The sequence below is a fragment of the Streptomyces sp. NPDC012508 genome, assembly GCF_042902595.1.
Taxonomy (GTDB): Bacteria; Actinomycetota; Actinomycetes; order Streptomycetales; family Streptomycetaceae; genus Streptomyces.
Window position 1 is genome coordinate 1 of sequence record NZ_JBIBEO010000012.1, and the last position, 17,278, is coordinate 17,278.

The 17,278-nt window shown below is 72.5% G+C and carries 18 protein-coding genes and 1 pseudogene; 9 read left to right on the forward strand and 10 right to left on the reverse strand.

Features of this window, described 5'->3' with window-relative positions; translation table 11 throughout:
* Positions 1 to 134: 134 nt before the first annotated feature.
* Positions 135 to 321: pseudogene (locus tag ACFY8U_RS33775) on the forward strand (transposase); the annotation flags it as partial.
* Here the strand turns inward: ACFY8U_RS33775 and ACFY8U_RS33780 are convergent.
* Complete coding sequence (locus ACFY8U_RS33780; protein WP_389575990.1) at positions 321 to 1,358, reverse strand: DMT family transporter; 1,038 nt, start codon at positions 1,356 to 1,358, stop codon at positions 321 to 323. The pseudogene ACFY8U_RS33775 and the gene ACFY8U_RS33780 sit on opposite strands and share 1 nt — an antisense overlap.
* A gap of 117 nt (positions 1,359 to 1,475) precedes the next feature.
* Between ACFY8U_RS33780 and ACFY8U_RS33785 the strand changes: the two genes are divergently transcribed.
* The gene (locus ACFY8U_RS33785) at positions 1,476 to 2,333 is read left to right on the forward strand and encodes a LysR family transcriptional regulator (RefSeq protein ID WP_361598711.1); all 858 of its coding nucleotides are present in this window, start codon (positions 1,476 to 1,478) and stop codon (positions 2,331 to 2,333) included.
* 66 nt (positions 2,334 to 2,399) lie between these two features.
* Here the strand turns inward: ACFY8U_RS33785 and ACFY8U_RS33790 are convergent, their stop codons facing one another.
* Positions 2,400 to 2,993, reverse strand: coding sequence for an MBL fold metallo-hydrolase (locus ACFY8U_RS33790; protein WP_361598714.1), 594 nt, complete (start codon positions 2,991 to 2,993; stop codon positions 2,400 to 2,402).
* 162 nt (positions 2,994 to 3,155) lie between these two features.
* Between ACFY8U_RS33790 and ACFY8U_RS33795 the strand changes: the two genes are divergently transcribed.
* Positions 3,156 to 4,112, forward strand: coding sequence for a helix-turn-helix domain-containing protein (locus ACFY8U_RS33795; protein WP_389576140.1), 957 nt, complete (start codon positions 3,156 to 3,158; stop codon positions 4,110 to 4,112).
* Between the two features lie 79 nt (positions 4,113 to 4,191).
* On the opposite strand, the gene ACFY8U_RS33800 is transcribed toward ACFY8U_RS33795, so the two are convergent.
* Genes ACFY8U_RS33800 through ACFY8U_RS33810 form a run of 3 tightly spaced genes read right to left on the reverse strand, consistent with a single transcriptional unit; the run spans position 4,192 to position 8,212 of the window.
* Positions 4,192 to 4,779, reverse strand: a complete 588-nt coding sequence (locus tag ACFY8U_RS33800) for a DUF2867 domain-containing protein (protein ID WP_389575991.1) — start codon at positions 4,777 to 4,779, stop codon at positions 4,192 to 4,194.
* Positions 4,718 to 5,449 carry a TetR/AcrR family transcriptional regulator gene (locus ACFY8U_RS33805; RefSeq protein WP_389575992.1) on the reverse strand — a complete coding sequence of 244 codons (732 nt, stop codon included), beginning with the start codon at positions 5,447 to 5,449 and terminating at the stop codon, positions 4,718 to 4,720. The genes ACFY8U_RS33800 and ACFY8U_RS33805 overlap by 62 nt, the downstream gene beginning before the upstream one ends.
* A 9-nt stretch (positions 5,450 to 5,458) precedes the next feature.
* Positions 5,459 to 8,212, reverse strand: coding sequence for an FAD-binding and (Fe-S)-binding domain-containing protein (locus ACFY8U_RS33810; RefSeq protein ID WP_389575993.1), 2,754 nt, complete (start codon positions 8,210 to 8,212; stop codon positions 5,459 to 5,461).
* A 50-nt stretch (positions 8,213 to 8,262) separates the two neighbouring features.
* On the opposite strand from ACFY8U_RS33810, the gene serC reads away from it, so the two are divergent.
* On the forward strand, positions 8,263 to 9,381 hold the full coding sequence (serC, locus tag ACFY8U_RS33815) for a phosphoserine transaminase (protein WP_389575994.1): 1,119 nt from the start codon (positions 8,263 to 8,265) through the stop codon (positions 9,379 to 9,381).
* Between the two features lie 82 nt (positions 9,382 to 9,463).
* Here the strand turns inward: serC and ACFY8U_RS33820 are convergent, their stop codons facing one another.
* From ACFY8U_RS33820 to ACFY8U_RS33830, 3 genes are all read right to left on the reverse strand, one after another.
* Positions 9,464 to 9,829 carry a hypothetical protein gene (locus ACFY8U_RS33820; RefSeq protein WP_389575995.1) on the reverse strand — a complete coding sequence of 122 codons (366 nt, stop codon included), beginning with the start codon at positions 9,827 to 9,829 and terminating at the stop codon, positions 9,464 to 9,466.
* A gap of 69 nt (positions 9,830 to 9,898) precedes the next feature.
* Entirely contained in the window at positions 9,899 to 10,738 is an 840-nt protein-coding gene (locus ACFY8U_RS33825; RefSeq protein ID WP_389575996.1) for an ABC transporter permease, read from the reverse strand.
* Positions 10,735 to 11,841 (reverse strand): ATP-binding cassette domain-containing protein, encoded by a 1,107-nt coding sequence (locus ACFY8U_RS33830; protein WP_389575997.1) that lies wholly within the window; start codon positions 11,839 to 11,841, stop codon positions 10,735 to 10,737. The genes ACFY8U_RS33825 and ACFY8U_RS33830 overlap by 4 nt, the downstream gene beginning before the upstream one ends.
* Before the next feature lie 77 nt (positions 11,842 to 11,918).
* Between ACFY8U_RS33830 and ACFY8U_RS33835 the strand changes: the two genes are divergently transcribed.
* Positions 11,919 to 12,674: a TetR/AcrR family transcriptional regulator gene (locus tag ACFY8U_RS33835; RefSeq protein WP_389575998.1), complete on the forward strand. Its 756-nt coding sequence runs from the start codon at positions 11,919 to 11,921 to the stop codon at positions 12,672 to 12,674.
* Here ACFY8U_RS33835 and ACFY8U_RS33840 read toward each other — a convergent pair.
* Positions 12,640 to 13,626 (reverse strand): WD40 repeat domain-containing protein, encoded by a 987-nt coding sequence (locus ACFY8U_RS33840; RefSeq protein ID WP_389575999.1) that lies wholly within the window; start codon positions 13,624 to 13,626, stop codon positions 12,640 to 12,642. The two genes, ACFY8U_RS33835 and ACFY8U_RS33840, sit on opposite strands and share 35 nt — an antisense overlap.
* A 139-nt stretch (positions 13,627 to 13,765) precedes the next feature.
* Between ACFY8U_RS33840 and ACFY8U_RS33845 the strand changes: the two genes are divergently transcribed.
* A complete protein-coding gene (locus tag ACFY8U_RS33845) occupies positions 13,766 to 14,461 on the forward strand; it encodes a GDSL-type esterase/lipase family protein (RefSeq protein WP_389576000.1) in 696 nt (231 codons plus the stop codon).
* Between the two features lie 127 nt (positions 14,462 to 14,588).
* Positions 14,589 to 15,110 carry a hypothetical protein gene (locus tag ACFY8U_RS33850; protein WP_389576001.1) on the forward strand — a complete coding sequence of 174 codons (522 nt, stop codon included), beginning with the start codon at positions 14,589 to 14,591 and terminating at the stop codon, positions 15,108 to 15,110.
* A gap of 3 nt (positions 15,111 to 15,113) precedes the next feature.
* Here the strand turns inward: ACFY8U_RS33850 and ACFY8U_RS33855 are convergent, their stop codons facing one another.
* Entirely contained in the window at positions 15,114 to 15,584 is a 471-nt protein-coding gene (locus ACFY8U_RS33855; RefSeq protein WP_389576002.1) for a carboxymuconolactone decarboxylase family protein, read from the reverse strand.
* Positions 15,585 to 15,627: 43 nt separating this feature from the next.
* Here ACFY8U_RS33855 and ACFY8U_RS33860 point away from each other — a divergent pair, with 43 nt between their 5' ends.
* Both ACFY8U_RS33860 and ACFY8U_RS33865 read left to right on the forward strand, forming a co-directional pair.
* Positions 15,628 to 16,164: a MarR family winged helix-turn-helix transcriptional regulator gene (locus ACFY8U_RS33860; protein ID WP_389576003.1), complete on the forward strand. Its 537-nt coding sequence runs from the start codon at positions 15,628 to 15,630 to the stop codon at positions 16,162 to 16,164.
* 100 nt (positions 16,165 to 16,264) lie between these two features.
* A complete protein-coding gene (locus tag ACFY8U_RS33865; RefSeq protein ID WP_361598753.1) occupies positions 16,265 to 17,254 on the forward strand; it encodes an aldo/keto reductase in 990 nt (329 codons plus the stop codon).
* The last annotated feature ends 24 nt before the right edge of the window (positions 17,255 to 17,278 follow it).

Genomic DNA, 17,278 nt, shown 5'->3' on the forward strand with positions numbered 1-17,278 from the left:
GCACCCCAGACCGTTCGTCTGGACGAAGACAGCCGACGAGATCCTCGACAAAGTCGCCGCCTACTGCCAACGAATCTCTGACTCAGGTCACTAGGACGTTTCCTTCGGATCATCCGATCGTTGGTTGATGTGGGCGGTGGCGTGATCACCGGCAGGTGATCGATGCGATCGCGTTCAAGTACCGCACCAGGACTCCGTGGATGGACCTGCCCGAGCGTTTCGGGTCGCGGAAGGGCGCCCACAACCGGTTGCGGCGGCCTGAGCAACAAGATCCACCTTGCCGCCGACAGCCGATGCCGCCCGCTCGCCTTCGTAACTACCTAGGCCTGCGGCGGCAGGGCGGCGGCGCGCTTCATCTGCGTGCGGACCGCGCCCATGCTCGCCGCGATGACCAGGGCGATCGCGAGCGCGTCCGTCAGGGAGAGCGCCTGGCTCAGGACGAGGAAGCCGGCGCCCGCCGCGATGGCCGGTTCCAGGCTCATCAGGATCGCGAAGGTGGGGGCGGGGAGGCGCCGCAGGGCGATGAGTTCGAGGGTGTACGGGAGGACGGAGGACATCAGGGCGACGGCGAGGCCGAGGCCGATCGTCGAGGGGACGAGGAGCTTGTCGCCCGCCTCGACGATGCCGAACGGCAGGCTCAGCAGCGCGCCGAACGCCATCGCGAGGGCCAGCCCGTCCGCCTGCGGGAAGCGCCGGCCGGTCCGGGCGCTGAAGACGATGTACGTCGCCCACATCACGCCCGCCGCGAGCGCGAAGGCCGCGCCGACCGGGTCCAGGCGGTCGAAGCCGCCGCCGCTGAGCAGGACGACGCCGCCGAGGGCGAGCCCGGCCCACAGCAGGTTCATCAGCCGGCGCGAGGCGATCACGGAGAGGATCAGCGGGCCGAGGACCTCCAGGGTCACGGCGGCGCCGAGCGGGATCCGGTCCGCGGCCTGGTAGAAGAGGATGTTCATGCCCGCCATCGCGGTACCGAAGGCGGCGACGGTGCCCCAGTCGGCGCGGCCGTAGCCGCGGACCTTGGGGCGGCAGACGATCAGCAGGACGGCGGCGGCGAGGACGAGCCGCAGCGTGACGACGCCGAGCGCACCGGCGCGGGGCATGAGCAGGACGGCGACGGCCGACCCGAACTGTACGGAGAGGCCTCCGGCGACGACGAGCGCGACGGGGCCGAGGCGGGCGGCACGGGCGGAGGCTCCCGCGGTGGCGGCCGCGGCGCCCGGCTCGGTGCCAGGCGCGCCCGATGCGGACCCCGGCACGCCCGATGCCGAACCCGGCGCGCCCGGAGCCGTGGCCGGTGCTGCGCCGGCGGCGATGTCCTTGACCGGGCTGTCCACCGGCTCACTCCCTGCGTGGTTCATCAGATTGGACCTTCAAGTCCAGAATAATGGACTCGTCAAGTAGGTTCCGACTCTCACGCTACGGGCGCCCGCGCGGCGCGTGAAATGCCGATTGGGCTGCGGTTATGCTCCGAACGCATGAGCATCGAGCTGCGCCATCTCCGCTGCTTCCTCGCCATCGCGGAGGAGGGCAACGTGACCAGGGCCGCCGCCCGGCTCCACCTCACCCAGCCCGCGGTCTCCCGCACGCTCGCCGCCCTGGAGAAACACCTCGGCGTCCGGCTCGTCGACCGCTCCACGCACCACCTCGCGCTCACCGCCGAGGGCCGCGCCTTCCACGACCGCGCGGCGTCGGCCGTCGCCGCGTTCGACACGGCCCTGGACCCGGCACGGCTGCGCCACCGGCCGCTGCGGCTGGGCCACGCATGGTCGGCCTTCGGCCCGTACACGACCCCGCTGCTACGGCGCTGGCAGCGCGAGCACCCCGAGACCCCGCTCGAACTCCTCCGTATCGACGACCGCACGGCGGGCCTGGTCCGGGGCGAGGTGGACGCCGCGCTGCTCCGGGGCCCGGTGGACGCGCCGGGCCTGGCGACGGAGGAACTGGCGACCGAGAACCGGGTGGCCGCGGTGGCGACGGACAGCGCGCTGGCGTCCCGTACGTCCCTGACGCTGGCGGACCTCGCGGGCGAGACGGTCGTCCTCAACACGGTCTCCGGCACGACGACTCCCGCGCTCTGGCCGGCGTCGCACCGCCCGGCGGCCACCCTGACGGTCGGCAACACCGACGACTGGCTCACGGCGATCGCGGCGGGCCGCGGGGTCGGCGTCTCCTCGGCGTCGACGGCGGCGATGCACCCCCACCCGGGCGTCACCTACCGCCCCCTCCCGGACGCCCCACCGGTCCACGTCCTCCTGGCCTGGCGCGACGCCTCGCCCCACCCGTCGACCCACCTCCTGGTGACCCTGGCCCGTGAGATCGCCCAGGACACCTGAGCCCCGGAGTCACCGGCACCGGGCTCCCGGATCCGTGTGCGACGAGGTGAGTACCGGCGCCCCGCGCTAGAGCACCGCCTCGTCCCCGGCCGGAAACGGCCGCCCGTGACCCGGGACGATCACGTCGGACGACTTCAGGACCCGTAGGCGCGAGGTGCGGAGCTGGTCGCGGTCGGGGGCCACCGGGTCCTCGGCAGGACCGTCCGGGCGCCACCAGAGATCGCCGACGAACGCGACGACGCCCTCGGCCGTGCCGGCGAGCAGAGTGATGTCCTCGGGGCTGTGGCCCGGCGTGCGGATCAGGCGCAGGGACGGGGTGAGTTCATGGCCCTCGGCGTCCCGGTCGGTCCACTGGTCGTCCTGGTACTCGGCCTTGTGGTCATGGACGCGCGCCCGGCCGAACAGACCCACGTTCATGGTGTTGTCGGGGTGGTGGTGGCTGAGCACGACGTCCGTGATGTCGTCCGGGCCGAGGCCCAGTTCGGCCAGCGGGCCGAGGATGCGGTCGCGGCTCGCGACCATGCCGGGGTCGACGATCACATGGCGGTCCCCGTCGGTCACGTAGGAGACGGTGGCGGCGACGCCCGGCCCCGTGGAGGTGGTGTAACCCGTGGTCAGGACGGTGTAGGTGGCGGTGTTTCCGCGCGGCTGGTCTGTCATGTCCGCAAGCTTCGCCGTACGGAGGACGATCGACGAGTGGCCGTACTGCCACCCATCGCGGGTTTTGTGCCAGTCGCAGGCCCCGCGCGTCCCCCCGCGTGCCAGACTCCCCGCGTGCCCCCCTTCCTGAGCGTCGCCGCCTACGCCCCGCCGCGCGTCGGCATGCTCGCCGTCGGCCTCGTCTCCGAGGTCTTCGGCGCACCTCCCCAGGGCCTCCCCCGCTTCGACTTCGCGCTCTGCTCCGACCGCCCCGGGCCGGTCACGACCGACCTCGGCGTCCCGCTCGCCGTCGCCCACGGGCTCGACCGGCTCGCCGCCGCCGATCTCGTACTCGCCCTCCCCTGGGCCGACTTCCGCACCCCGCCGCCCGCCCCCGTGCTCGACGCGCTCCGCGCCGCCCACGCGCGCGGCGCGCTCGTCGGTTCGCACTGCGTCGGGGCGTTCGCGCTCGCCGCCGCCGGGCTGCTCGACGGGCTGCGGGCCACCACCCACTGGCGCTTCGCCGACCTGCTCGCCCGCCGCCACCCGTCCGTCACCGTGGAGCGGGACGCCCTGTACGTCGACGAGGGCCGGATCCTCACGGGCGCGGGCGCCGCGGCCGGCTTCGACCTCTGTCTCCATCTGCTGCGCCGCGAGTACGGGTCGGCCGCCGCGAACGCGGTCGCCCGCGACCTCGTCCTGCCGCCCCACCGCGACGGCGGGCAGGCGCAGTACGTCACGGCTCCCGTCCCCGAGGACTGCGAGGACGAACGCCTCGCCGGCGTACTCGCCTGGGCGCGCGAACACCTCCACGAGCCGCTGCCCGTGGCCGAACTGGCCCGCCGCGCCCTGATGAGCCGCCGCTCCTTCGCGCGCCGTTTCGCCGCCGCGACGGGGACGACGCCCCACGCCTGGGTCCTCGGTCTGCGGCTCGGCCGGGCGGAGGAGCTCCTGGAGACGACCGACCTGCCGGTCGAGGAGATCGCCCGCCTGGTCGGTTACGGCAGCGCGGCGGTCCTGCGCGAACAGTTCGTCCGCCGCCGGGGCGTACCGCCGCGCACCTACCGTCGTACGTTCGCCAGGACGGCGGACGCGGCGCGCGAGGGACCGGCCGGCCGCGTTGCCGGGCCGGCCCGGTGAGGCCGCCACGACCCCCGCACGGCAGCCCGGTCGAGACCGGCCCCCACGGGGCCGGCGCCGGGCCGCCCCCGGACCCGTCTCACACCTGTGGTGCGGACGCGCGCCATTCGCGGCCGATGTCGCGCATCAGCGGCGGGTACACGATCAGGTGCCGGAAGGGGGCGATCGCGGCCATGTAGGCCTTGCCGAAGAGGCCGTTGGGCTTCACCAGGACGGCCATCTGGCCGCGGTGGCCGCCCTCGCCGTCGGGGACCCAGCTCAGGTGCATCACTCCGTGCATGGTCCGGTTGGCCATCTCCGCCGCCCACTCGTCGTCCCTCAGGTAGACGGAGGTGAAGGGCAGCAGCTCGAACTCCGGTCCGGCCGGGCCGTCGCGGAGGTCCTGCGGCAGCCTGTCGCGCAGGGTCGGCACCCGGGAGCCAAGACCCTCGCCCTTGTCGTCCCAGCCGAGCACCTTGCCGAGCTTCCAGCGGATCGCGAAGAGCAGACGGGCGATCCGGGAGGAGTTGTCGCCCGTGTCGCCGCCGGCGAAGTTCCGTACCAGGCGCGGGAAATCGTCGGGCCCCCCGGGTGTGGGAAGCGCCCAGACGTCGTAGAGGCGGAAGTCAGGCGTTATCTCGTGGATCCGCCAAGGGCGTGAGGTGTGGGCCGACTTGGGAAGTTCCATGGTGTGCCTCCTGCGGTTCGTTCCGTACAGAGGAGTGCGTGGTGCGGGGGTCGAGCCCGAGGGCGCCCGCGGCCGCGGCGACCACGAGTGACGCGTCGTCGGGCACGCGGCCGGCGAGGGCGATCGAGGTGCCTTCGATCGCGCCGACGTAGGCCAGCGCGACATCTCCGGCGGGCGGCCCGTCGGGGATCGTCCCCGCCGCGCGGCCGGCGGCGATGTAGCCGGTGCAGAGGTCGAGGAGTTGGCGGTAGCCCGTCTCCACCTGGTGTCCGATCGGGTGGTCCTGTCCGGAGAACTCCAGCCGCAGGGCCACGGCCACGCGGGCGATGTCGCGCCGGCAGAAGACGGTGTGGGCACGGGCGAGCGTGAGCAGCGCGGCGAGCGGTTCCGACTCGCGCTCGACGTGCCGCCCGACCTCCTGGTCCCAGACCTGGAAGACCCACTCGGACACGGCGAGGGCCAGGTCCTGCTTGTCCTTGAACTGGTGGTAGAGCGCGCCCCGCGTGTAGCCGGCGTCCCTGGCCACCTGTTCCAGGACGAGATTGCTGTACCCGTGCCGGGACAGCCCCCGAGCGGCCGACTCCAGAAGCGCGTTGCGCGTGCGCTCCCTCCGCTCGGCCTGCGTCGAACGCCGAGGGACCGGGGAGCCGGGCTGCTCACGTACATTCATGTATGTATGTTACTGCTCCCGCATCGCCTCCGCCAGGACTTCCGCCATATGACGGCCCTGACGGCCCGCCAAGGAGTCGATCTGGGTGCGGCAGGAGAAGCCGTCGGCCAGGATCAGCGCGTTGTCGTCCGCCGCGCGGATCGCCGGGAGGAGCTGGTCCTCGGCGCAGGCCACCGAGACCTCGTAATGGCCCGGCTCGAAGCCGAAGTTGCCCGCCAGACCGCAGCAGCCGCCGCTCAACTCCCCGACCAGGCCCATCCGTTCACGCAGCCGGCGGTCCGGTCCGTCACCCAGGACCGCATGCTGGTGACAGTGGGTCTGACCGGCCACCGGGTGGTCCAGGCGCGGCGGCTCCCACGCGGGCGCGAACTCCTCCAGGGCCTCCGCGAAGGTCCGCACCGAGGAGGCCAGTTCGCGGGCGCGCGGATCGTCCGGGAGGAGTTCAGGGAGGTCCGTCCGCAGGGTCGCCGCGCAGGAGGGTTCGAGGACGACCACGGGGTGACCGAGCCTGGGCTCCATCACGTCGAGCGTCCTGCCCATCGTCGCCCGCGCCCGGTCCAGCTGCCCCGTCGACACGTACGTCAGACCGCAGCACACCCGCCCCGGCGGCAGCCCCACCCGTACGCCGGCCGCCTCCAGGACCCGTACCGCCGATTTCCCCACCCGGGGCGCCAGGTGGTTGGTGAAGGTGTCCGGCCACAGCCATACGTCGGACGCCGTGTCGAGGCGCGTGCCGAACCACGAGACGAACGTCCGCGACGCCACCCGCGGCAGGTCCCGCTCCGGAGCGACGCCCGCGAACCGCGAGGGGAACATCCGCGCGAGGTTCAGGGCCGGGCCGAACAGCCGCAGCCACTCCGGCAGCCGGCCCATCGTGACGTGCGACCACGGCCGCCGCCGGCCCGCGTAGTGCCGGTCCAGGAACTGCGCCTTGTACGAGGCCATGTCCACGCCCACCGGACAGTCGCTCCGGCACCCCTTGCACGACAGGCACAGATCGAGCGCCTCCTTGACCTCCTCCGAGCGCCAGCCGTCCGTGATCACCTCGCCGAGCGCCATCTCGTGCAGCAGCCGCGCCCGACCCCGCGTGGAGTGCTGCTCCTCCCCCGTCGCACGGTACGAAGGACACATCACCCCCGGCCCCGACGTCGGCCCCTCCACCCGGCACTTGGCCACGCCCACACAGCGCGCCACCTCCCTGCCCAGCACCGGCAGGGCCTTGAAGCGCAGTCCCTCGTCCAGCGGCAGCGGCCGCACCAGCATCCCCGGGTTCAGACCGCCGTCCGGGTCCCACACGTCCTTGACCTGGCCGAACAGCGACACCAGCTCGGAGCCGTACATCTTCGGCAGCAGCTCGGCCCGCGCCTGCCCGTCCCCGTGCTCCCCGGACAGCGAGCCACCGTGCGCGACCACGAGGTCCGCCACCGCCTCCGAGAACTCCCGGAAGCGGCCCACCCCCGCCGCCGAGTAGAGGTCGAAGTCGATACGGACGTGAATGCAGCCGTCACCGAAGTGCCCGTACGGGGTGCCGCGCAGACCGTGCTCGGCGAGCAGCGCGCGGAACTCCCGCAGGTACGCCCCGAGCCGGGCCGGCGGCACCGCGCAGTCCTCCCAGCCGGGCCAGGCCTCGACACCTCCCCCGGACTCCGTCGGGGAGGTGCCCCCGGGCATCCGGGTCGCCGTGCCCGCCGCGTCCTCCCGGATCCGCCACAGCGCCCGCTGATCCGCCGCGTCGACCACCACCGAGGCGTCGAGCGCGTCCGCCGCCCTCACCAGCTCGCGGGCCGCCGCCTCCCCGTCCGTCTCCACGAAGAGCCAGGCCCCGCCGCGCGGCAGCCCGGAGGCGCCCCGCACCAGATCGGCAGCCATCCCCTCCACCGTCAGCGGCCGGTACGGAAGGAGCCCCGCCGCCGCGTCGGCCGCCGCGCTCTCGTCCGCGTACCCGAGGACCGCCAGGACCGGCGAGGCGGGCAGCGGGACCAGCCGTACGGTCGCCTCCGTCACCACCCCGAGCGTCCCCTCGCTCCCGCAGAGCAGCCGGGCCACGTCGCCGCCCCGCTCCGGCAGCAGCGCGTCGAGCGCGTAGCCGGAGATCCGGCGCGGCAGCCCCGCCGGATACCCCGTCCGCACCAGCGCCAGGTTCCGGTCGATCAGCTCCCGCAGCCCCGCCGGAGCCCCCTGCCAGTCCCGCCCGAGGACCAGCGCCTCGCCCCCGTACGTACGGACGTCGAGCGAGAGGACGTTGTCGGCGGTCGTGCCCCAGGCCACCGAATGCGCGCCGCACGCGTTGTTGCCGATCATCCCGCCGAGGGTGCAGCGGCTGTGCGTGGACGGATCGGGGCCGAAAGTCAGCCCGTACGGGCGAACCGCGTCGCGCAGCCGGTCCAGGACCAGCCCCGGCTGGACGACGGCCGTCCGCGCCTCGCGGTCGACGGAGACGACCGACCGCAGGTGACGGGTGAGGTCGAGCACGACACCCGTGCCGGTCGCCTGCCCCGCGATCGACGTGCCGCCGCCCCGTGCGACGACCGGCACTCCCCGCGCGCGGGAGACGGACAGCACCGCCGCCACGTCGTCGGCGTCCCGTGGCGCGACCACACCCACCGGCACCCGGCGGTAGTTGGACGCGTCCATCGTCATCAGCGCCCTCGCCGTGGTGCCGAAGTCGACGTCTCCTGCCACGGCCGCGCGCAGCGCCGCCTCCAGCTCGGACCGCTCGTGGTGTTTTCGCACGAGGTCAGGATGTCTCACCTGTCGTCTCATCCGGCGGACATCGTCGGCCGTGTGCGGTCCGACCCGATACGCTCCGCCTCGTGGCTGAGATCCAGATTCCCGCTGACATCAAGCCCGCCGACGGCCGTTTCGGCGCGGGCCCCTCCAAGGTGCGTACGGAGGCGCTGGACGCCCTGGCCGCCACCGGCACCTCCCTCCTCGGCACGTCCCACCGCCAGGCTCCGGTCAAGAACCTGGTCGGCGAGGTACGTGCCGGAGTGCGTGACCTCTTCTCGCTGCCCGAGGGCTACGAGGTGATCCTGGGCAACGGCGGCTCCACCGCCTTCTGGGACATCGCGACCCACGGGCTCATCGAGTCGAAGTCGCAGCACCTCACCTTCGGCGAGTTCTCCTCCAAGTTCGCGAAGGCCGCGAAGCTGGCCCCCTGGCTGGCCGAGCCGACCGTGATCTCCTCCGACCCGGGCACCCACCCGGAGCCGCAGGCCGAGGCGGGCGTCGACGTGTACGCGTACACGCACAACGAGACCTCCACCGGTGTCGCGGCCCCGGTGAAGCGGGTGGCGGGCGCCGACGAGGGCGCGCTCGTCCTGGTCGACGCGACCTCCGGCGCGGGCGGCCTCCCGGTCGACATCACCGAGTCGGACGTCTACTACTTCGCCCCGCAGAAGTCCTTCGCCGCCGACGGCGGCCTGTGGCTCGCGGCCTTCTCGCCGGCCGCCCTGGAGCGCGCCGCGCGCATCCACGCGTCCGGCCGGCACATCCCGGAGTTCTTCTCGCTCCCGACGGCGATCGACAACTCGCTGAAGAACCAGACGTACAACACCCCGGCGCTCTCGACCCTCTTCCTGCTCAACGAGCAGCTGAAGTGGATCAACGGCCAGGGCGGTCTGGACTGGGCCGTGGCCCGGACGAAGGAGTCCTCGCAGGCGCTGTACGGCTGGGCCGAGGAGTCCAAGTACGCGACGCCGTTCGTCACGGACGCGGCCAAGCGCTCGCAGGTCATCGGCACGATCGACTTCGCCGAGGACGTCGACGCGGCGGCGGTGGCGAAGGTGCTGCGCGCCAACGGCATCGTGGACACCGAGCCGTACCGCAAGCTGGGCCGCAACCAGCTGCGGATCGCGATGTTCCCGGCGGTCGACCCGGCGGACGTGCGGGCCCTGACGGCCTGCATCGACTACGTGATCGAGAAGCTGTAGCCCCTGGGTGTACGGAGGGCCCGGCGTCGGACATGGCCGATGCCGGGCCCTTCGCCGTACCCACGTCCGACGTCCGAGCGGCTCAGCCCGACTGTGCCTTGACGTGGTCGACGACCTCGTTGAACTCGACGGTCGGCGAGAACTCCACGACGTCGACGTCCTCCACTGCTTCGGGGGCGTGGCCGGGCCCCCAGTAGTAGGCCTGTCCGGCCTCGTAGAACTCCTCACCCGAAGCGGTCCGCATCCTGATCCGACCGCTCAGCACATAACCCCAGTGGGGGCACTGGCACAGGTCGTCCTGGAGGCCCTTGAGCGCCGGCGCCATGTCGGTGCCCTTGGGGAGGTGGATGAAGGCGACGGTCATGTCGCCCCCGGCCTCCGTCATGCGGAAGTCCAGGCCGCCGCCTTCCATGGCGACAGGGGTGTTCTCGCGAGTGAATCCCGTCATGGTTCCTCCACGCGTTTTCCGGCCCCCTTCCAGTCTCGACCCGGCCGGGCCCCCGGTCGAGACGGGGAGTCAGCGGCTGAGGTGCTGGAAGCGGCGCACCGCGAGCGGGAGGAAGACCGCCGTGAGGAGCAGCGGCCAGAGAACGGCCATCAGGAGCGCGTGCTGTTCCACCCAGCTCCCGCCGCCCGCGCCCGGGTTGCCGAACAGCTCGCGGGTGGCCGCGACCGTCGAGGAGATCGGGTTCCAGGCCGCGACGGGGGCCAGCCAGCCCGGCATCAGGGACGGCGCCACGTACACGCTGGAGATCATCGTGATCGGGAAGATCACCGCGTAGAGCGCGCCGGCGGTCTCCGTGTTCGGGACGATCAGCCCGCACCAGACGCCCACCCAGATGAGGCTGAACCGCAGCAGGAGCAGCAGGCCGAAGGCGAGCAGCGTGCCGCCGACGCCGCCGTCCGAGGTCCAGCCGATGGCGAGCGCGGTGGCGGCGAGAATGGCGAGCTCGGCGGAGGCGACCAGCAGGTCGGACAGACCGCGGCCGGTGGTGACGGCGGAGGGGGCCATCGGCATGGACCGGAACCGGTCCATGACCCCCTTGCCCGAGTCGGAGACGACGGCCGTCGCGGTGTTCATGAGGCCGAAGGTCATCGTCATGGTGAACATCCCCGGCATGAGGAAGTCCTTGTAGTCGCCGCCGCCGGGCACCCGCATCGCGCTGCCGAAGACGAAGCCGTAGAGGAGGACGGAGACGATCGGGAAGCCGAGCTGCCAGAGGATGGCGACGGGTTGGCGGCGATAGTTGAGCAGGGTGCGGAGGACGAGGGTGGCGCAGTCGGCCAGCGCCCAGTAGGCGCGGCCGTGAGTGGCGACCGGGGTCCGGGCCCGGTCCGCCGTGGCGGCGGTCGTCATGCGGCTGCGGCTCCTTGGGTGTCGGGGCGGGTGGCGCCCGGTTCGCCGGTGGTGTCGTCCGGTTCGCCGGTGGTGGCGCCCGGCCCGTCGGGCGTGGCGTCCGGTTCGTCGGTGGTGTCGTCCGCGCGCGGGCGGCCCGTCAGGGCCAGGAAGACGTCGTCCAGGCTGGGGCGGCGCAAGCCGATGTCCTCGACGGCGATCCCCTCGTCCCGCAGGGTGCGCGCGACGTCGGTGAGGGCGGCGACCCGGTCGGTGACGGGGGCGTACAGGCGCCGGCCCGCCTCGTCCACGGCGGGCTCGGCCGCCGCGACCCGGGCGAGGACCTTCCGTACGGCCGGCAGGTCGGCCGCCTCCGCGACCACGACCTCGATCCGGTCACCGCCGACCCGGTCCTTCAGCCCGTCGGGGGTGTCGTCCGCGATGGCCCGGCCGTGGTCCATGACCGTGATCCGGGAGGCGAGCCGGTCGGCCTCGTCGAGGTACTGGGTGGTGAGGAGCACCGTCGTACCGCCGGCCACCAGGGCGCGGACGGCGTCCCACACCTCGCCCCGGCCGCGCGGGTCGAGGCCGGTGGTCGGCTCGTCGAGGAAGAGGACGTCGGGCGCGAGAATCATCGAGGCGGCCAGGTCGAGGCGGCGGCGCATGCCCCCGCTGTACTTCCCCGCGCCCTTGTCGGCGGCGGCGGTGAGGTCGAAGCGGTCGAGCAGTTCGGCGGCCCGGTCGCGGGCGCGGCGGCCGCCGAGATGGAAGAGCCGGCCGAAGAGCTCCAGGTTCTGCCGGCCGGTCAGGCCCTCGTCGACGGCCGCGTACTGGCCGGCCAGACCGATCCGGGCGCGGACGGCGCGCGGATCGCGGACCACGTCGATCCCGGCGACCTCGGCCCGGCCCCCGTCGGACTTCAGGAGCGTGGCGAGGACGCGTACGGCGGTGGTCTTGCCCGCACCGTTGGGCCCGAGAAGGCCGTGGACCGTGCCGGGGCGGACGGCGAGGTCGAAGCCGTCGAGAGCGAGGGTGCTCGGGTGCCCCCGACTGCCGCTCTTCCTCCCGCGCCTGCCGCCGTACCGCTTGCGCAGGCCCTCGACGAGGACCGCGTGTTCGTCCATGGGAATCCTCCGTTCGGCGAAACTGAGTACACCGTACCCGATTACGAGTACGGTGTACTCAGTTTTAGGGTGAGGCCATGAAGGACGCGACGACGAGCAGCCTGGAACTCCTGTGGGGCACGGGTGAGCGCCCCAGCCGCGGCCCCAGGCCGGGCCTCACCCTCGACCGGATCGTCACGGCCGCGGTCGCGGTCGCCGACGCGGAGGGGCTGGACGCGGTGTCGATGCGGCGCGTCTCGGCCGAGCTCGGGGTCGGGACGATGTCGCTGTACCGGTACGTCCCCGGCAAGACCGAGCTGCTCGACCTGATGCTCGACCGCGTCCAGGGCGAGTCCTTCGAGGACGACCCGCCGATCCCCACGCACTGGCGCGAGACCGTCGTACAGCTCGCGCGCTCCTACCGCGAGCTGTACCAGTCCCACCCCTGGCTGCTCCGGGTCAACCAGGCCCGCTCGGTCCTCGGCCCGAGCGCGCTGCGAGGGCTCGAACTCTGCCTCTCAGGACTGAAGGGGCCGCACGGGATGGGGCTGAGCGACCCCGAGACGATCGGGGTGATCATCACCGTGCAGAACTACGTCACCGGCGTCGCCCGCATGGAGATCCAGGCCTCCGAGGCCGCGAAGGAGACGGGCGTCGGCGACGAGGAGTTCTGGACGGGCCAACAGCCCTACCTGGAGCGGGCGATGGCCTCCGGCGACTACCCGCACATGGCGGCCCTCGCCGAGGACACCTTCTCCCGCGACATCGACCACTTCGCCTTCGGGCTCGAACGGCTCCTCGACGGCTTCGAGGCGCTCGTCAGCCGCGCCGCAGGAGACGCTTCGCGCCGATGACCAGGGCGGTCGCGACGCCGAGCACGATCACGCCGACGGTGAAGTTGCCGCGGTCCTCGGCGGTGGCGGACGAGTCCGGACCCGGGCCCGGGTTCTTCGGCGATCCGCCGGGGGGCTCCGCCGAGGGGCGCGTGTCCGGGTCGCGGTCCACGCGGACGACCTTGCTGTTCGCGCCCTCGGAGCCGAACATCAGCGCCGAGCCGTCCCTCGTGTACGTCACCGACTCCGCCTGCCCCTGGAACGGGGCGCCGGCGCCGGTCCCCTCGTCACCGAGGCGGCCGTCCTTCCACACGTACTCCTTCGCGCTGAAGTAGCCGCGCAGCAGGAGCCGTTCACCGTCGGGCGAGAACGCGCCGTCGGTCACCCACGGCACGTCGTCGACGCGGCGGAAGACGTTCGTACCGGAGGTCGAGAGCCGCTCCGGGCCCGCGTACAGTCCGCCGGTGTTCTCGTTCTTGCTCGCGATGTAGACCCGGCCGGTCTCCGGATGCACCATCAGGGCCTCGGCGTTGCGCGGCCCGTCGGCGTACTTCACGTCGTACTGCTTCGCCGTGACCGTCTGGTTCCTCAGCTGCTTCGGCTCGGGGAAGCGGTAGATCCAGACGTGGTCCCAGGTGCCGTCCCTGTTGTCGCCGATGTCGCCGACGTAGATGTCGCCGTCCGGGCCGACGGAGATCGCCTCCATGTCGCGGGGCGTGCCCACGCCCTTCATGGTGAGGGTCGCGACCGTCTCGCCGGTACGGGAGTCGATGCCGTAGATCAGCGGCGCGTCCTGGTCGTTGTGCGTCCAGTAGACGCCCGGGTGGGCGCGGCTGGCGGCCAGACCGCTGGACTCGGTGATCCGGGGATCCTTGATCGTGAAGTCCTGGTCCGCATCGGCGGCCGCGGCGGGGGCGGCCGCCACGGTCAGGACCAGCGCGGCGGCACCGACAGCACCCAGGAGTGATCGCATGCCCTCCAGCGTGCCACGGGTCCGGACCCGGCCGCCGCCTGAGGTGGTGGTGGGCGGCGCACGGCCCCTGGTCCGCGGACGACACCGGGTGGCCGGGATCACGTCGCAGGGGGTGGCCGGCCTCCGCGATGATGTGACCATGCGTTTCATGTTCGTCGGCGACAGCTGCACCATCGGACAGGCCGGCGACCACACCTGGCGCTACCGGATGTGGCAGCACCTCGAAGCCGCGCTGCCCGGCCGGTACGAGATCGTCGGGCCGCGCACCGAGCTGTACGACTCCGTCGCCGACGCGCCCGTCTCGCACGCCTACGCCGACCCGGCCTTCCCCGCCCCCGCCCGCCGCCATCTGGCCGGCTGGGGCGAGGGGTGGCTGCACATGGCGCCGCTGATCGGCGAGGCGGTGACCGCGACCGGGGCCGACGTCCTGCTGGTCTCCCTTGGCCTGATAGACCTCGGCTTCTACACCAACAGCGCGCAGACCGTGGAGAACACGCGCGCCTTCGTCGCCGCCGCCCGCGCGGCGAACCCGCGCGTCAGGGCCGTCGTCATGCCGGTCATCCCGAACGTCCGGGCCACGTACGACCCGCCCTTCGCCGCCGAGTGCGAGCGCTTCAACGAGCTGCTCGCCAAGGCCGTCGCCGACCTGGACACGGCCGCGTCGCCGCTGCTGCTCGCGACGCCACCGGAGCCGTACGACCTCCCCACGGACACGTACGACGGCACGCACCCAGGCCCGTCCGGCGAGCACAAACTGGCGGCCTCCTTCGCCTCGGCGATGCACCAGGCGTGGGGGCTCGGCACCGCGTACGCGGGTCCGTACGGCGGCCGCTGACAGGGCGCCAGGCGACCTGACAGGCCCCCGCTCGAGGCTGTCAGGCGACAGCCCGCGGGCTGTCAGCGCGGCTCGGCATCGTCTTCCTCGTCAGGAACGACGACACCGAATCCCAGGAGACACCCCGATGAACGCCGACCTCGCCGCCGTCATGCAGCTGCTCATCGCCCTCGCCTTCGTCAGCATCCCGATCGTCCGCCACCGCTTCGGCCCGGCCGCCACGACGGCCGCGGAGGCCGAACTCTCCCGCCAGGGCGTCCGGCCCGGAGTCCTCGCCGAGAACGGCCTCAGGTTCGACGCGAGCGGGCACGAGACCTGGGCCCCGGTCTCGGTCGCCGTGATCATGACCGCGGTCGCCGCGCTCAACTTCGCGGGCAGCGACTGGGGGCAGACGCTGACCTGGATCTTCCAGTCGCTCGTCATCGTCATGAACGGCCTGATCCTCTACAGCAACCTGACCGCCGCCTCCTCGGTCCGCACCGCCTTCGAGCGCAAGGGCGACCCGGAGCTGGCCCGTATCGACGTCCCCGCCTTCCTGACTGCCGCGGAGAACGCCTTCCCCGGCTGGGTCCGGATCCAGCAGAACATCCGCCACGCCATCGTCTTCGGCGGCTCGGCCGTGGCCCTCGTCGCCCTCATCCTGCTGTGACGCTCACGCAGAGCGGGTCAGCCGGTTGGCCAGGGTCGACAGCGTGTAGGCACCGATGCCGAGGACGACCTCCAGGGCGTTCCGGCGGGTGTAGCCCGATGCGAAGAACTCCTCCAGATCCTCGTCGCTCACGGCTCCGGCAGCGGCGAGGATCCGGTGCGTGAACCGCCTTATCCCCTCCAGTCGTTCGGGTTCGGGGGCCGGCCCCAGCCTGGCGAGCTTCGCCTCGTGCAGCTGGATGCAGAGATGGCACTGGTTCCGTACGGCGACCGTCAGGATCACCGTCTCGCGGGAGTGCGGGTCGAGCGTCGTGGACTCGAACATCGCGCTCAGCTTCAGGAAGCCGTCCAGCGCGTGCGGGGACTCGGCCATGCGGGCCACGGCCTGGGGGAGGCGGCCCCAGACGGAGACGACGCGCTCCATGGAGCCGCGGGAGGCGGCCGGGGCGGTCTCTACGGTGTGATCGGTGAACAAGGCGACTCCTGGGCAGACGCGAGCAGGGAGTAGAATCGACAACATGGTTGACCAGTTCGATACGAGAAAAGTAAACCAGGTTGTCGATAGCGGCAAGGGGAATGCGGATTCCGCGGCCGGGTACGAGCTGCCGCTGCTCCTCTTCGCCGGCTTCCGCACCCTCATCGACCGGCTCCACGCCGAACTCGCCCGCCAGGGCCACCCCGACCTCCGCCCCGCCCACGGCTTCGCCCTTCAGGCCATCGCGGCGGGCGGCCCGCGCGGGGCGACCGCCAGCGACATCGGCCGCCACCTCGGCGTCTCCAAGCAGGCCGCGGGCAAGACCGTCGACCGCCTCCTCGCCGTCGGCTACGCCGAGCGCGCCGACGACCCCGCCGACGCCCGCCGCAAGCTCGTCCGCCTCACGCCCCACGGCCTCGACGCCCTCACCCGCTCGGCCGCGATCTTCGACGAGCTGCACGCGGAGTGGTCCGCGACCCTCGGCGCCGGGCGCGTACGGGACATGGAGACCGCACTCCGCCAGGTCGTCCCCCCGGAGACCACGTTCCGCCTCGACGCCGGCAGCTGGCTCGGCGGCTGACCGGGCTGCCCGGCCGCCCCGGCCGCCCCGGCCGACCCCAACGTCCGTACACCGGAACCCTCTTGCCTGAAGCGCGCTCCAAGGCGTTGGCTTGGGGACCATGAAGTACACGCAGCTCGGACGCACGGGCCTCAAGGTCAGCCGACTCGTCCTCGGCACGATGAACTTCGGCCCGCAGACCGACGAGGCCGACAGCCACGCGATCATGGACGCCGCACTCGACGCGGGCATCAACTACTTCGACACCGCCAACGTCTACGGCTGGGGTGAGAACAAGGGCCGCACCGAGGAGATCATCGGCAGCTGGTTCGCCCAGGGCGGCGGCCGCCGCGAGAAGACCGTCCTCGCCACCAAGGTCTACGGCTCCATGTCCCGCGAGAGCGAGACCTGGCCCAACGAGGACAAGCTCTCCGCCCTCAACATCCGCCGCGCCGTCGACGCCTCCCTCAAGCGGCTCGGCACCGACCACATCGACGTCTACCAGTTCCATCACATCGACCGCTCGACCCCCTTCGAGGAGATCTGGCAGGCGATCGACGTCCTGATCCAGCAGGGCAAGATCCTCTACGCCGCGTCGTCGAACTTCCCCGGCTACAAGATCGCCCAGGCCAACGAGGCCGCCGCCCGGCGCGGCATGGTCGGCCTCGTCAGCGAGCAGTGCCTGTACAACCTGTTCGAGCGGCGCGCCGAGATGGAGGTGCTCCCGGCCGCGCAGGAATACGGTCTCGGAGTCATCCCCTGGTCCCCGCTGCACGGAGGGCTGCTGGGCGGTGTCATCAAGAAGCAGGTCGAGGGCGGCCGGCGGGCGAGCGGCCGGGCCGCCGACAGCCTCGCCGACACCGGCGTACGCGCCAAGATCCAGGCGTACGAGGATCTGCTCGACAAGCACGGTGTCGAACCCGGCGAGGCGGCCCTGGCCTGGCTGCTCACCCGCCCCGGCGTCACGGGTCCGATCGTCGGCCCGCGCACGGCGGAACAGCTGGAGAGCGCCCTGCGGGCGGTCGAGCTGGAGCTCTCGGAGGAGCTGCTGGCCGGGCTCGACGAGGTCTTCCCCGGCCCGGGGCCGTCGCCGGAGGCCTTCGCCTGGTGAGCGGTGCCACCTGGGCGAGCGATG